Here is a 12,459-nt window from a genome sequence, read left to right as displayed (position 1 = left end):
ATCTAGATCGGTACGTTGTCGGCAGGAAACGATCCGTACGCGCCACTTCCGGCGCAGAACTGCACAAGGGGGATGCCATGTCGACCAACGGACAGACGATGACGCACGAGGAACTCATGGGCCTGCCCGTGGCGGTGCCGCTGGACATAGCCAACCGCGCGCTGGGCATCGGCCGGACGAACGGGTACGGCCTGGCGAAACGTGGCGCCTATCCCGTCCGAGTGCTGCGCCATGGGCGGCAGTACAAGGTCACGCGCTACGACCTGCACCGGCACCTCGGCCTCGCGCCCGGTGCCGAGGGGTAAGTCGTAGTCGACGCGGCGTAAGCCGAACCTGGCCGCTGTACTCGCAAAGTGCAGCGGCCAGGTCTGCGGCGGCGAACTGCCTCACGCCCGGCGGCGTATGAGTTCACCAGGCGTCGGACGGGGGATGAGGTGCGGGGCGTCGTCGGGGCAGGCGTAGACGAGTACGGGTGGCCCGCTGACGCGGTCGATAGCGGACACGGGGACGGCGGCGCTCGTTTCCCGTCCGCAGGCGCAGCAGTGCCGCGGGGCTCTGTCGTCGGGTGCGGTGGTGTCTCTCACGCGGCGACCGTCCGGTGCGCTCCGGTGATGTTGAGGGTGGGGAAGTCGTAGTCGATGCCGATTTCGCAGAACGCGGCGGCCCACCACCGTTCGCGCTGCTCCGGCGTGAGGGATTGAACCTCGCCGGCATGGAAGATTTCGCGCACCATGGCGGCGCTCGGGCCTCGCCACGGCTCTAGCCATGGGTTCGTAATCACGGGTTCGGGCGTGGGTCGGGCGGCGAAGTAGGCCGCGGAGTGGCGCCCGGGGGCGATATGGCGGCGGGACCGTGGCAGTAAGACGAGCACCCAGGCGAGGGCGTGGGCGATAACATCGCGCATGAGTCGGTCAGCTCCTCGAAAGCTGTCTCGGCTAAGCCCCGGATGGACCGCTGGTACCGGCCTTCCGGGGCGCTTTCGTGTTCGAAGGTAGATCAACCTGTATAGGTCCGTCTAGCCATGTTCAACCCTGTCTAGGCTGCGGCCACGAGATGGCGTGTTGTCTACGCTTTGCTGCATGGCAGCGCGCGAAATCGACCCTCGGGCACCGGAACCGCCGTACCGGCAGATCGCCGCCGACCTGGTCGCTGAGATCAGGCGGGGTGAGCTGGTACCTGGGCGTCCGCTCCCATCCGAGAAGGAGCTCGTGGAGCGGTACGGCGTCGCACGCAATACCGCGCGGTCCGCGCTCGCGGTGCTGCGGGAACAGGGGCTCGTCTACACCGTTCCCGGCCGTGGAACGTACGTTGCAGACCCCCGCGAGGCCGCCGGCGACGACAAGCCGGTCGAGTAGCCGCTCCTAGGGTGGCCGAGGGCGGCCTCGCTGGTCCGCCCTGCGTGCAGGGCGACGGAGAAACCAGCGGGGCTACCCGGCACAGGCCCGGTCAGTACCAGGGACTAGACGGCGCCGCAGAGGTCAGTCGCCGACGGCGGCAGACACGGCCGACGGCCCCGGGAAGTCCTCGGGAAGCGCGTCCATAAGGATCTCGTCGGCAGGCTCCCCGAGCCAGAACCCCGACTTCCGAAAGCGTCCCGCCTCTTTGAACCCAGCCTTTTGGTAGGCGGCAATTCCAGCATGGTTGGGTGCTAGTACCTTGAGCCACACCGTGCGCAGCGCGCCGAGGTGGAACGCCCAATCCAGCGTCAACTGTGTCGCCTCGGTGGCATATCCCTTCCCTCGCGCCTCGGGTGCGAGCACGATGACGAACTCGGCGGAGCGCGTGAAGGTGTTGATCTGCAACACGGTGATGCCAATCGCGGTCTGTTCGTCGAGCTGCACGACTTCAAACTGTTGGTAGCGGTCGTTCGCGCGCTGGCGTTCGTACCCTGCTGCGCGCACTTCCCACGCTTGGGGGAACTGGTTGCCGTAGCCCAGGATCGTGCGCGCGTCGTTCTCCCAGCGGTGGTACTCCGGCAGCAGGTCTTGCCGGGGCATTCCGAGTGCCAGCTTTTCGCCGGTCAACAAGATGTGCGGTTCACTCACGGTTCGCTCCCTGCTGGTCCCGTGCGGCGCCGGGGCCGTCTGGTGTGTGGGTGGCGGTATAGAGGGCGGTGTCGGCCGGCTCCTCAACGAGGTGACCGTCCGGTCCGACGATCCAGGCGTGCAGACGTACCGGGTCCATGGCTACGCCATGGCGCCATTCCGCTCGGCGTCCAGCGAGGGCCAGCAGTAGTGCTGCTGACGTCGATTCCTCCATGCACGCCCACCGCATCGGCATGAGTTGTGTGACCCACCGTGCGGCGCACACAGCGTAGCGAGCCTGATAGGACGTTGCGGGGCGCAAGTTCCTGCCCAGGCAGGCGAGTCGAACGAGTCGTCGAAACCGTCGCTTGGGGCGGCCGAGCGTGAATGCTGCTGCGGTGACCAGTACGGCGGGGACCGCCCCCATTCGCCACCGCATTGGTACGTGCGGCAGGCGTGACAGTGCGGCTCGTTGTTCGATGGTCCCCCATGAGGGGGCAACGTCCGGCAGTGGAACGACGGTTGCGCCCAGCGCGGTGGCACTCTCGGATGCTGGGCGTAGTTCGGTGCGGCCGGTGTTGTAGTCGATGAGCACGCAGGCATCCGCCGTCGTGGCGGCGACGGTGTTGTTACGGCTCACTGCGCACCGGCCTGGTGCAGCTTGGCCCACTCAGTTCGTGGTCCGCGTTCGACTGCCGCCAACCATGCTTCCGCCGCGATGGCGGACAGCAGTGGGGGCCAAACCGTTCGGGCCCCGAGTGCTGCTGCGTGCATGGTGGCGCGCAGTGGATCAGGGTTGATCAGGCCCATGGCGGCGAGGCGTCCATCGGCGAGGGTGAGAAGGTGCCGCAGGTTGAGCCGTAGTCCTTGGTGGAAGTCACCTACGAACACCCCTTTGGACGCTCGCCGGCGGTGGGCTCGGGGTAGCACGTCAGCGAACGAATCGGCGAGCAGGGGCTTGTAGCGGCGGGCAGAGAAGCGGACTTCGGCGCCGGCGGACACCACCGCGTCCATTACCGCTCCGTCGAAGTAGGGGTTGTGCAGAGCAACGCCCAATGCGTCGGCAAGTTGCAGCTCCGATTTCGCGGCGCGTGCGACGTTCCGTATCGAGGCAACGAGTAAGGCGTCAGGGTCTGTTGTCGTCGTCATCACCGGTTCCGGTATCTCCGATGTGAGCCACGTAGGACGCAGCCGCTTCGTGCGTCCGATACGGCCGGCATCCCCACGGAGCGCTGCCGCGATCAAAGGGCGAGGGTCCTGCCGGCGAAGCCGTGCCCAATCCATCGAATCGCGTACCAGCCGCAGTAGTTGACCCCGTCGGGCGAGGTGCACCAGGTGCGTGGGCGGGACCGTGAACAGGTTGTCGCCGCCGTCTCCTGTCAGGTGGCAACCCGAACCCGCAGTGGCTACTGCCCGCAGTTGCTCGGAGAACATCGCCCACACCGCAGTTGACGGTGCTGGCTCATCCGTAGCGGGTAAGGGAACGGATGCTTCAGCGAATGGAAGATGCCGGGTCGTGAGGGGGAACCGAGTCAGCAACACGGCTTCGTCGCCGAGGGCTTGGGCGTATCGGAGGTCCCCGCCGTCCGTGACATCTGCCGGGTGCAGCGTCATGCCCGTCACTTGCCCGTGCCGAGCGGCAAGGAGCGCCACCGTCGTTGAGTCCATTCCCGCCACGTCTGAAGTAGTGGGGACGCCTTCAACCCGTACGCGTACACCCTCGCTCAGTGCCCACCGCAGTGCGGCCACCGCCGCGCCCGCCGGCTGCGCCGATGGGGTCCACCACTGTGTGAGCGAGGGGGTGCCGTCCGGTCTCCACGCCAGGACGTGTCCAGGCGGAACCGGTCGGACTCCCGCCCACGCACTGTGTCCACCAGGCGCCGGCGCGTTTCGCTCCCGGAGATACGCCCCCATCCAATCCGTGTCCACGGTGCCCTTGGCCAGCGAGGCGAGGGCAAAGGCGCTGGACCCCCACACGTGACCGTCGGGGGTGGCTACCGTGTAGACCGGACTCGCGCCGGTGGCATCTGTCACGAGTTCGACGGTGCCCGTCGGGCCGACCCCTACGGCCGTGTAGGAACCGGCCCACTCACCAGCAGCCGAGGCGAACGCACGGCTCGACAGGGCGAGTTCCAGGTCTCGTTCGGTAGCGGAACACGGGCCGAATATTGCCAATTTCCCATTCGGCCGTTCGAGCGTGCGCAGATGGCCCGGTACGTCGTCGCCGACTGTCCACATCGGGGGATCTCGCCACACTAGGCGGGCCCCGACCGGGGCAACAGGTTGTTTGCCTGGCGCGCAGCCGCCGAACCACCGCATCCGAAGTCCCTCCAATTTGGTACCTCCACCTATATGCGAACGGCGGCCCCCAATGACGGGGGGCCGCCGCACATGCATTAGTCGTACGGGGTCTGCTTCGACTCCGTGCTGTCCTGGTCGCTGCCGCGCGTGAGTTCTGCAGCGTCGCCCAGGTCGATCACCTGCGGCGGCGTGAACGTACTCGCCTGCTGCTGAGTTGCGGTCTGCTCGTGGTCGGTCATGATCTCTCCTTCCTTAACTCAACTTGCTCAACGGCCCCTTGTGCTGAATAGGCCAGCGCAAGGGGGTGGAACCGCGCCCGCCGGGTGTGTAGGAGAGCCCTAACGGGTCGTCCCGGCAGGGGGCGGAGTCTCAGAGGTAAAGCTGCCGGCCGCACTGGCGGCAGAAGGTCTTGCCTCCGCGCTTGACTGTTGTCGAGTGCTCACACGGTGGCGACTTGGCCAAGATGCCGGAGCGAGTGCACCGTGTAGTACGGTGCGCGCCTGCTCCGCACCTGTGCACGGCCCCCTCCACCGAGCGTGACTTGATCGCCGCCGCCATGTCGGTCCCTTCGAACGTTCGCCGGCTGTGCCGACGGGGGATCTACTACTTTGCGTGCTTCAAGCGTTGCCCTGGATAGCAGCGAAGGCCAGGCATTCATGTCCCCACTTCCATGTGGGGAGAAGGGAGTTGCCCAGTGCCAGCACGACCCCGCGAACTGACGCCCGATCGGAGCGCGCGGCATCTGTTCGGCGCCAAGATGCGCGCCTATCGCGAGCGGTTAGCCATAAGCCTGGAGGGGCTGTCGGAGGTGGTGAAGATCAGCCGCAGCCACCTGTCCCGGATCGAGACGGCCGAGTCGATGCCGCCTCCGACGTTGCCGGCGATGCTGGACGCTGAATTTGGGACGGATGGGATTTTCCAGGAGCTGTATCGGCTCGCTGCAAAGGAAGTTCATCCCGATCAGTTCCGTCGTCGAATGGAGCTTGAGGCGCGAGCGCGGCTCATCGAAGAGTACGCGGGGCAGATCGTGCCCGGACTGGTGCAGACAGAGGGATACGCCCGCGCTCAATTCGTTGTCTCCAACCCCAAAGCGACGCGGGAGGAGATCGAGGAACTGCTCGCAGCCCGTATGAGTCGGCAAGCGTTGCTGCGTGCTGACCCGTCGCCGGATCTCTCCCTGATCCTCGACGAAGCCGTATTGCGGCGAGGATTCGGGGGCTCAGCAGTCATGCGGGCGCAGCTGACTCGACTCGCCGATCTGACGCTGACGCCCACGACGGTCGTTCAGGTTCTCCCATTCGAACATGGGGGACATGCGTTGGTAGGGGGCACGCTGACTCTGATGACCTTGGACGACGGTGCGCGAGTGGCCTACGAGGAGAGCATCACGACTGGAACGCTGCTCGAAGACTTGGGGATCATTGCGGAGCGCCAGCGCGCCTACGATCTGCTCAGGGCATGCGCCCTTACGCCGGCCAAGTCGGCGGCGGTCATCCGGTCCGTAATGGAGGCACTACCGACATGAGCACCACCCCTGACCTCTCCCACGCGGAGTGGGTCAAGTCGAGTTACAGCGGTAACGGGGGCGGGAGTTGCGTTGAGTGGGCACCGGCTTACGCCAGCTCAGGCAATATCCCAGTCCGTGACAGCAAGAACCCGCAGGGTCCTGCGCTCACCTTTGAGCCGTCCGTGTGGTCATCGTTCGTCGAGGCTGTCAGGAGTGGGGGGCTCACTTCCTGAGCCTCTACCCTTAGCCGAACTGCACCGCGCACGAGAAAAATCGCCCCCGCCCCGGCGCGTTGCCGGAGGCGGGGGCGCACAGTTGATTAGCGGGCTGCGGTGGCTTGCCAGATCGTTAGGGCTAGCCCGATGACGCCAACGAGCGCGGCGATGCTGGGGAGCGGCCAGCGGCGGCGTTCGACGGCGTCGAGGCGGGTGTCGAGGTCGGCGAGGCGCCGGTCGGTCTGGTCGGATCGCTGTCCCACAAGGGCGAGTTGTCCGTCCAGGCGGGCGAACCCGGCCTCAACTGCCGTTCGCAGTCGCTCAAGTTCGAGGGCGACGTCGCCGGGGTCGCGGTCGGTCACTCGCTACCCCCGCCGTCCTTGCGGGCGAGGGCGCGCGGCTCGACGTCGGCCGGCGGATCGGCGCGCAGCCAGCCGGGGAGTAGCGCCTGCACGCCGGGCAGGGCCATCACGCGGGCCAAGCCGCCGGCGACGGCGAGGGAGCCGGCGACCCACGGCAGGGACGCGGGGATGCCGGCGGCATCGACGATGGCGGGGAGTAGTACGGCGAGGGCGACGGTGGTCTGCACGATGGTTCGGATGGTGCGGCGGTTGGCGTCGGTCATGGGGTCCTCACTTCACGATCTTGAGTGTCTGGCCGGCGTAGATCCGGTCGGGGTTGGCGATGTGGTTCGCGGCGGCGAGCTTGGCGACGGTCGTTCCGTAGCGGGCCGCGATGCCGGAGAGGGTGTCGCCGGATCGCACGGTGTACGTGGCGGCCGGCGGCGAGGGCTTGCTCGGCGGGGCCGCGGCCTTGGTCGCCCACGCCCGAAGCGCGGCCCGGTCGGGGAAGTCCGCGACGTTGGTGTCGAGGGGCCGGTCGGTGTGCTGGTGGAAGAGCCACCGCGCCTTGATGCGAGGGCGGCCGGCGGTGACGTAGTCCGCGATCCACAGCGCGTCGCCGGCGTCGCCGCTGGTGTCCCGACGCAACCAATAGTCCTGATTGCAGTACAGGCCGACGCGGTGCGTCGCGCCCCGCAGGCGCCGGACCTCGGCGAGGAACTGGTCCTTCTGCGCGCAGCTCACCCGCGAGTCTTCCCAGTCGGCGAACAGCGGGTCGCCCTCGACGCTGCACGCCTGGTCGACGAAGTAACGGGCCTGGGCCTTCATGTCGCCCGGCCGCAGGAAGTGATAGAAGCCGGTAACCAGCCCGTTCCGGCGGGCGTGGGCGGCCTGTGCGGTCATGCGGGGGTTGATGTACGACGTGCCCTCGGTGGCCTTGATGAACGCGAAGTCGAGCCCCTTGGTGCTGTACGTCGCGGACTGGTAGGAGGAGACGTCGACGCCTCTCACGGTCATGTGGTGTCTTCCTTGCTGGCATGAGAAAACGCCCGGCGCGGTGCGCTCGGGCGTGCGTGCCGGACGTGAAATGGGAGGTCAGATAGGGGTGTTGGCCTCGCTCACGAGGGAAGCGGCGACGCTATAGCCCCGATTGGTGGGCAGTGCTGCGACGAACGCTTGGGCGGCGGCCCTGAGCGCGGCCTCGTTCTCCTGGGGCGTGAGGTAGACGCTGCCGCCGGGTGCCCACGTCATGATGGGGATGTTGTGCCGGATCACGGCCCTGTGCGGGTCTCGGTTCTCGATGTCGTAACCGACGGCGATTTCGGCGCGGATGATCTGTGCCATGGGTGTGGTGCCTTTCTGCTGTGTGGTGGTCAGGCCAGGGCGAGAGCCATGACCGGAACGTCGTGGTCGGTGAGCACGCTCGCGTCGGCCTGGTTGAGCTTGGTCGGGGTGTTGGACTGGGAGTTGAGGTACCAGGCGCGGGCAAACGGCGTGCCGAAGAAGAAGTTCGCCGCGGCGGCGGGGGATTCGTTCTGCACGTGGAAGAACGCGTAATCCGAGGCGCCGCCCGTGGTCAGAACCCATGTCAGCCAGTAGCGGCCGGGCGAGAGGGTGATGGTTGACGGCATGGCGATCGCGGTTGAGCCGATGTGGTTGGTGGCCATCTGCGGTGGACTGCCGGGCGTCTGCCCGGCCATGCCGAGGCTGACCGGCGCCGCCGTGCTGGTGACCTTCGTACCGTCCTCGCGGTAGATACCCGCGGCGAACCGGGCGGCGGACACGCCCCCGTAGCCGCGGGCGAACATGATCACGGCGTTGGCTTGGGTCGGCTCGGTGATGTTGATCCCGCACACGTAAAGACGTTGGGGCACAAGGAACTTGGCCGCTGGGTTGGCCGCGGTGTACGGGTCGCACGTCCACGCCTGAAAGCCGAGAGCCTGCGGTGACCAGACGTTCCGGGCGCCGCCGTTCACCGTCGGGAGCTGAGTGGCGGGCACGCGCCCGTTGGCGTCGAGTGCGGCCACACCGCCGGCCGTGCCGCGCGTGCTGGTGGCCAGCGCGCCGACGTCGTCCGCGCTGAGCTGTACGGCGCCGGTCTTGCCGTTGACCGACGTGACCGCGCCGACGGTGGAGGGGAGTTGGGTGGCGGGTACGCGGCCGGTGTCGTCGAGCTGGGCGATGCCACCCGGGGCGCCGGCCGCCGTGGCGGGGACCGCTCCGACGTCGGCCGCGGCGAGCGTAACCTCGGCCGCTGACTGGCCGTTGACGGATTGCACCCGGCCGTCTGCCCCCGGGGTACCTTGTCCGCCGCGTGCGCCTTGGGGGCCTGGCTCGCCCTGGGGCCCGATCGGACCGCGTTCGCCCTCGGGGCCGCGGGGGCCAACCAGAGATGCGAGCCAGACGGCCGGGGCACCTTCGAACCCGGCGGCGACGGCCACCTCGTACGCCGAATCGCCCCGCACAGCCACGTAGTTCGGCTTGGCCGGGTCGGTCGGCGCGATGTCGGCGAGGTCTACGAGCGGCGCCTCGGCGGGCAGCAGGACTTGATACGAGCGGCCGGCGGGGATGCCCCCGAGCTGCTCGGTGACGGTGTACGACCAGCCCGACGGGTCCATATCGGGTGCGTCGGTGGCGGGCAGGGTCGCACTGATCTGCCCCTGGGCGTCGAGGGCGGCGACGACGGGACCGCCGAGGATCACTTCGGCGGTGGGGAAGGTGAGTTGGGCCGGTGCGCGGAATGTCACGCTGCCGGACAGGGGCCGGCCATCGGGTGAGAGATAGCGCCCGGTGACGGTGACGGTGGGGATGGAGTCGGGAAGCACGACATCACCTCATGACTGGTCGGTAGGGCGTTGGGGTGAGCGCCGGCATGCGGCTTCGGCAAGGCCGTGGAAGCCTGTGGAGGGGGTCAATCAGTCTGAAATCGGAGCAATCATGAACATTGACGACAACGTCGACGGCTCGGTCCAGCAGATGGAAGACGAGGCCAGGGACCGGTCCGGTAGGAACCCGCAGTCGAATGACGAGGCACAGCGCAAGCCTTCGCAGGAACAGCCGCAGCGCAAGCCTTCGCAGCCGCAGCGCAAGCCTTCGCAGGCGCAGCAGCAGGGCCAGCCCAACTCTGACAATCTGCGGATTGACATAGGCGACCTGTCGTAGACCGGGGGTCACCCGCCGGCTCCGGTTTGGCGCTGCTTCTACGCTTCGCTGGCGTTGGCGGTGTTGCCTCCCCATATGCCCTGGCACCACGCAGTACAGGTGCCAGGGCCGTTGGTGCGCCGGGCTTGGATGAGGAGGACGGCGGTGTCGCCACGGGATAGGCCGTGTGTCTTGGGGGTGATGCGCTGGGAGGTGAAGGCTTCTTTGCCGGTGGCGGTGACGGTGTTGCCGAGCTGGGTGAGGTTGCCGCTGTGGTTGAGCATGAGGCGGGCCTCGGCGGTGGTGCCGGCCGGCGCGTGAATCGACCAGTTCGCCGCGAGCACGGCGTGTTGCGTCCAGATGGTTCCGACGTGCGTCGTTGTCCAGTCGGAGGCGGTGACGGGGGCGCTGGGGGCGAGGGGGATGGGTACCCACGGGCGGCCGAGGTACCCGTCGGCGTACCCGTCGTCCATCACGATCGGGGAAGACGGATACCCGCCGCGGGGAAACAGCCTGATCATTTGGGATGCGGTGGTGTCGTTGCCGCCTACCTCCAGGGCGATGCCGGTCCCGTCCTCGCGGGCCATGCTCACGCCGTACCGGCCGGTGGTGGGGAACTGGCCGACCCCGAGAACCTGCGCGCCGCCGGGGGCCCGGACGTCGAGGGAGCCGCCCTCGCCGATCACGACGGCCCCGTGCGTGATGCGGTTCATGGCAGGCCGGGTCTGCGCGCGGCCGGCCAGTTCGCGAACCTGGCGTTCAAGGGTGCGGATGCGGTCGAGTAGGTCGAGGGGGACAGCGGCCATTAGGGCGCCTCCAGGTACAGGCGGGCGGTCTCGGGTTGTCCGCGCGAGGGGGGTGTGATGGCCATGCCGACGACGCGGTATCGCGCATCGAGGCCGTCGGCGAACCACAGGTCGCGTATGCGCAGGCGGATGGTGGTGCCGAGCATGGCGGGGGAGAGGGGCGCGCGGCCCATGTGGACCGTGACCTCGGGGATAGTGCGCGGGGTGCGGGCGGCGTTCCAGTCGGCCCGCGCGTGCGCGTCCAGGGTCGGCTTCTCGATCACCGTGGAGTAGTCCGAAGTGCCGTCGAGGCGGGGCCAGCCGGCCGCGAACGCGGCCTCGTCAACGAGCAGATCGGAGAGCAACGGCACGGAGTCCTCGGTCTGGTTGGCGTTGTCGCTGGCACCGCGGGACTGCCAGACGCTCGCTTGTCCGGTGGCGTCTACGGGCCAGGCGTAGGACATGACTGGGCCCGGGTGGTCGAGGACGGTGTCGGCCGTGCCGGTGCGGATCACCGGTGACCCAAGCTGCAAGCGCTTGATGCGCCGGCCGCTTTCGGGATCACGGAAGGCGGCTATACGCCACTCAAACCCGCTCTGCACGTTGCCGAGTTGGTCGATCAGGTCGCGCAGCGAGGGCACGTCGTACCGGCTGTAGAGGCGGTCACGGGGCGTGCCGGACGTCTCGGTGCCGTACTCGATGCCGATGTCGCCGCCGGCGGTCTGCTGCGCGTAATCGATCAACTGCCGCACGATGTCGAACTGTTCAACCTGCCGTGCCTCGAAGGTGTCGAAGAGCCGGCGGTGATCGAGGTAGCTGTCGAAGGTGCCCGCCTGGACCTGCATGGACAGAAAGCCGCGGTCGGTGGACTGCACGGACGCGGTCCACACGATTCCGCCCCACCAGATTTCTCGTCCCCGCTCGATCCACAGTGCGGTGCGGCCGGGGGCGACGGCGGTGCGGACGCGAGCCGCAACGGCGGCGTTGGGGATAGGGATGGTGCCCGAGGCGGTGCCGGTCTTGCCGAGGTAGTCGTCGAAGCTCACCCCTTGTAGGGGCAGCACGTCGAGTAGTTGGTCGGTGCGCAGATCGCAGAACAAGGCTCGGTAGGGGGCGGACACGGCGTACCCCCTTGCGTGTGGGTCAGTCGGTCCACCAGGAGCAGCCGAAGGCCAGCCATGTGGAAACGGGTCGTTGAAAGGCGGCGCTGATGGTGCCTCGGCCGCTGATCTCGCCGCGGACAACGCCAATCGGGTAGGTGCTGGAGACGTCGCAACCGAACGTCACCTCGACGTACGAGCTGGGCGACTGGGACGGCCGGTAGGCGGCGGGCAGGGTTAGACCGGGGAGGGGTTGTCCGTCGGCGGGGATGGGGCCGGCGGTGCGGGTGATGCGCCCGCGCAGGTGCACTTGTGTGCCGGTCTTGCGGATTTGGAAGGGGTAGGCGTTGGCGGAGAACCGCTGATAGCCGGTGGGTAGGGGTAGGTCGAGCCAGCCGGTGTCGGCCGGGTGGATCTGCCACGTGTTGGCCGAGGCGGACCAGCGTTCCAGGCCGGTGCCGGTGTCGCGGTACTGCCCGTCGTAGGCGCCGGGGAAGTTCAGGCCCCAGCCGCGGGGGATGATCCCGCCGTACGCGGCGGTGTACCGGCGCCGATCGGCCAGCGCCGTACTCCAGTTGATCCCGCCCGTTCCCGCGGAAGCACCGGCCGGAACGGTCACCTCCCACAGGCGGAGCGCGGCCGGCGGCAGCATCGGGGCGGTTGGGGTTGCCGAGGGGGTGCCCTGGATGATCTCGATGGCGACGTCTGTCTGCTCGCTGGTGTCGTACAGGGGGTCGAGCACGCGCAGCACGATGGAGTCGACCCGCGGGTACTGCGCATCACCGTCCGCAACCGTAAGTGTTTCAGGGGCGGTTACGGCGACGGGGTAGGCGCCTTGGGAGTCGGTGCCTTGCACGAGTGCGCGGCCGGTGCCGATCTGCACCTGCATGGAGGCGACCGGCGTCGCTTTGAGCGGATCACCTCCAGCGATCACGCCACCGCGGGAGGCGAGTTCGGAGGTGGGGGCCATGGCGCCGAGCGGCGCGAGGCGGGTGTCGGCGCGGGTCTGCCCGTCGGGCAGCAGCCACGCGGCGCGCACGGTCAC

The 12,459-nt window shown here is 68.2% G+C and carries 19 protein-coding genes; 5 read left to right on the top strand and 14 right to left on the bottom strand.

The features are described from left to right. Positions 1–77 precede the first annotated feature (77 nt). On the top strand, positions 78–305 hold the full coding sequence (locus ACIQU6_RS05665) for an integrase (protein ID WP_403480359.1): 228 nt from the start codon (positions 78–80) through the stop codon (positions 303–305). Positions 306–386: 81 nt separating this feature from the next. Here ACIQU6_RS05665 and ACIQU6_RS05660 read toward each other — a convergent pair whose 3' ends face one another. After that, positions 387–584: a hypothetical protein gene (locus ACIQU6_RS05660; protein WP_403480358.1), complete on the bottom strand. Its 198-nt coding sequence runs from the start codon at positions 582–584 to the stop codon at positions 387–389. Next, positions 581–904 carry a hypothetical protein gene (locus ACIQU6_RS05655; protein ID WP_403480357.1) on the bottom strand — a complete coding sequence of 108 codons (324 nt, stop codon included), beginning with the start codon at positions 902–904 and terminating at the stop codon, positions 581–583. The genes ACIQU6_RS05660 and ACIQU6_RS05655 overlap by 4 nt, the downstream gene beginning before the upstream one ends. A 175-nt stretch (positions 905–1,079) precedes the next feature. Between ACIQU6_RS05655 and ACIQU6_RS05650 the strand changes: the two genes are divergently transcribed. Beyond that, entirely contained in the window at positions 1,080–1,355 is a 276-nt protein-coding gene (locus tag ACIQU6_RS05650) for a GntR family transcriptional regulator (protein ID WP_403480356.1), read from the top strand. A gap of 123 nt (positions 1,356–1,478) precedes the next feature. Here the strand turns inward: ACIQU6_RS05650 and ACIQU6_RS05645 are convergent, their stop codons facing one another. The 4 genes from ACIQU6_RS05645 to ACIQU6_RS05630 form a co-directional block, all read right to left on the bottom strand. Beyond that, the gene (locus tag ACIQU6_RS05645; protein WP_403480355.1) at positions 1,479–2,045 is read right to left on the bottom strand and encodes a GNAT family N-acetyltransferase; all 567 of its coding nucleotides are present in this window, start codon (positions 2,043–2,045) and stop codon (positions 1,479–1,481) included. Next, positions 2,038–2,451: a lasso peptide biosynthesis B2 protein gene (locus ACIQU6_RS05640; RefSeq protein ID WP_403480500.1), complete on the bottom strand. Its 414-nt coding sequence runs from the start codon at positions 2,449–2,451 to the stop codon at positions 2,038–2,040. Before ACIQU6_RS05640 ends, ACIQU6_RS05645 begins: the two co-directional genes overlap by 8 nt. Before the next feature lie 209 nt (positions 2,452–2,660). Then, a complete protein-coding gene (locus ACIQU6_RS05635; protein WP_403480354.1) occupies positions 2,661–4,343 on the bottom strand; it encodes an albusnodin/ikarugamycin family macrolactam cyclase in 1,683 nt (560 codons plus the stop codon). A gap of 77 nt (positions 4,344–4,420) precedes the next feature. Further along, the gene (locus ACIQU6_RS05630) at positions 4,421–4,564 is read right to left on the bottom strand and encodes an albusnodin family lasso peptide (protein WP_403480353.1); all 144 of its coding nucleotides are present in this window, start codon (positions 4,562–4,564) and stop codon (positions 4,421–4,423) included. A gap of 455 nt (positions 4,565–5,019) precedes the next feature. Here ACIQU6_RS05630 and ACIQU6_RS05625 point away from each other — a divergent pair, with 455 nt between their 5' ends. After that, the gene (locus ACIQU6_RS05625) at positions 5,020–5,850 is read left to right on the top strand and encodes a Scr1 family TA system antitoxin-like transcriptional regulator (protein WP_403480352.1); all 831 of its coding nucleotides are present in this window, start codon (positions 5,020–5,022) and stop codon (positions 5,848–5,850) included. Then, positions 5,847–6,065 (top strand): DUF397 domain-containing protein, encoded by a 219-nt coding sequence (locus tag ACIQU6_RS05620; protein ID WP_403480351.1) that lies wholly within the window; start codon positions 5,847–5,849, stop codon positions 6,063–6,065. Before ACIQU6_RS05625 ends, ACIQU6_RS05620 begins: the two co-directional genes overlap by 4 nt. 86 nt (positions 6,066–6,151) lie before the next feature. On the opposite strand, the gene ACIQU6_RS05615 is transcribed toward ACIQU6_RS05620, so the two are convergent. From ACIQU6_RS05615 to ACIQU6_RS05595, 5 genes are all read right to left on the bottom strand, one after another. Further along, positions 6,152–6,409, bottom strand: coding sequence for a hypothetical protein (locus ACIQU6_RS05615; protein WP_403480350.1), 258 nt, complete (start codon positions 6,407–6,409; stop codon positions 6,152–6,154). Then, on the bottom strand, positions 6,406–6,672 hold the full coding sequence (locus ACIQU6_RS05610; protein WP_403480349.1) for a hypothetical protein: 267 nt from the start codon (positions 6,670–6,672) through the stop codon (positions 6,406–6,408). The genes ACIQU6_RS05615 and ACIQU6_RS05610 overlap by 4 nt, the downstream gene beginning before the upstream one ends. Before the next feature lie 7 nt (positions 6,673–6,679). Beyond that, the gene (locus ACIQU6_RS05605; RefSeq protein ID WP_403480348.1) at positions 6,680–7,405 is read right to left on the bottom strand and encodes a GH25 family lysozyme; all 726 of its coding nucleotides are present in this window, start codon (positions 7,403–7,405) and stop codon (positions 6,680–6,682) included. 78 nt (positions 7,406–7,483) lie between these two features. After that, entirely contained in the window at positions 7,484–7,732 is a 249-nt protein-coding gene (locus ACIQU6_RS05600) for a hypothetical protein (RefSeq protein ID WP_403480347.1), read from the bottom strand. Between the two features lie 29 nt (positions 7,733–7,761). After that, a complete protein-coding gene (locus ACIQU6_RS05595) occupies positions 7,762–9,213 on the bottom strand; it encodes a hypothetical protein (RefSeq protein WP_403480346.1) in 1,452 nt (483 codons plus the stop codon). A gap of 112 nt (positions 9,214–9,325) precedes the next feature. Between ACIQU6_RS05595 and ACIQU6_RS05590 the strand changes: the two genes are divergently transcribed. Beyond that, complete coding sequence (locus ACIQU6_RS05590) at positions 9,326–9,550, top strand: hypothetical protein (protein WP_403480345.1); 225 nt, start codon at positions 9,326–9,328, stop codon at positions 9,548–9,550. 38 nt (positions 9,551–9,588) lie between these two features. Here ACIQU6_RS05590 and ACIQU6_RS05585 read toward each other — a convergent pair whose 3' ends face one another. From ACIQU6_RS05585 to ACIQU6_RS05575, 3 genes are read right to left on the bottom strand one after another with little or no spacing between them, the layout of a single operon-like run. Further along, positions 9,589–10,335 carry a hypothetical protein gene (locus ACIQU6_RS05585; RefSeq protein ID WP_403480344.1) on the bottom strand — a complete coding sequence of 249 codons (747 nt, stop codon included), beginning with the start codon at positions 10,333–10,335 and terminating at the stop codon, positions 9,589–9,591. Further along, positions 10,335–11,435: a hypothetical protein gene (locus ACIQU6_RS05580; protein WP_403480343.1), complete on the bottom strand. Its 1,101-nt coding sequence runs from the start codon at positions 11,433–11,435 to the stop codon at positions 10,335–10,337. Before ACIQU6_RS05580 ends, ACIQU6_RS05585 begins: the two co-directional genes overlap by 1 nt. Before the next feature lie 22 nt (positions 11,436–11,457). Then, positions 11,458–12,459 carry a hypothetical protein gene (locus ACIQU6_RS05575; RefSeq protein WP_403480342.1) on the bottom strand — a complete coding sequence of 334 codons (1,002 nt, stop codon included), beginning with the start codon at positions 12,457–12,459 and terminating at the stop codon, positions 11,458–11,460.

The sequence above is a fragment of the Streptomyces sp. NPDC090442 genome, from assembly GCF_044769405.1.
Classification (GTDB): domain Bacteria; phylum Actinomycetota; class Actinomycetes; order Streptomycetales; family Streptomycetaceae; genus Streptomyces.
This window is presented reverse-complemented; position numbering and strand designations above follow the sequence as displayed.

Excerpts from the sequence above, each read along its gene's own strand:
- ACIQU6_RS05600 (WP_403480347.1), bottom strand. The coding sequence starts at position 7,732 with ATGGCACAGATCATCCGCGCCGAAATCGCCGTCGGTTACGACATCGAG.
- ACIQU6_RS05630 (WP_403480353.1), bottom strand. The coding sequence starts at position 4,564 with ATGACCGACCACGAGCAGACCGCAACTCAGCAGCAGGCGAGTACGTTC.
- ACIQU6_RS05665 (WP_403480359.1), top strand. The coding sequence starts at position 78 with ATGTCGACCAACGGACAGACGATGACGCACGAGGAACTCATGGGCCTG.
- ACIQU6_RS05590 (WP_403480345.1), top strand. The coding sequence starts at position 9,326 with ATGAACATTGACGACAACGTCGACGGCTCGGTCCAGCAGATGGAAGAC.
- ACIQU6_RS05635 (WP_403480354.1), bottom strand. The coding sequence starts at position 4,343 with ATGCGGTGGTTCGGCGGCTGCGCGCCAGGCAAACAACCTGTTGCCCCG.
- ACIQU6_RS05605 (WP_403480348.1), bottom strand. The coding sequence starts at position 7,405 with ATGACCGTGAGAGGCGTCGACGTCTCCTCCTACCAGTCCGCGACGTAC.
- ACIQU6_RS05655 (WP_403480357.1), bottom strand. The coding sequence starts at position 904 with ATGCGCGATGTTATCGCCCACGCCCTCGCCTGGGTGCTCGTCTTACTG.
- ACIQU6_RS05620 (WP_403480351.1), top strand. The coding sequence starts at position 5,847 with ATGAGCACCACCCCTGACCTCTCCCACGCGGAGTGGGTCAAGTCGAGT.
- ACIQU6_RS05650 (WP_403480356.1), top strand. The coding sequence starts at position 1,080 with ATGGCAGCGCGCGAAATCGACCCTCGGGCACCGGAACCGCCGTACCGG.
- ACIQU6_RS05585 (WP_403480344.1), bottom strand. The coding sequence starts at position 10,335 with ATGGCCGCTGTCCCCCTCGACCTACTCGACCGCATCCGCACCCTTGAA.
- ACIQU6_RS05640 (WP_403480500.1), bottom strand. The coding sequence starts at position 2,451 with ATGGGGGCGGTCCCCGCCGTACTGGTCACCGCAGCAGCATTCACGCTC.
- ACIQU6_RS05610 (WP_403480349.1), bottom strand. The coding sequence starts at position 6,672 with ATGACCGACGCCAACCGCCGCACCATCCGAACCATCGTGCAGACCACC.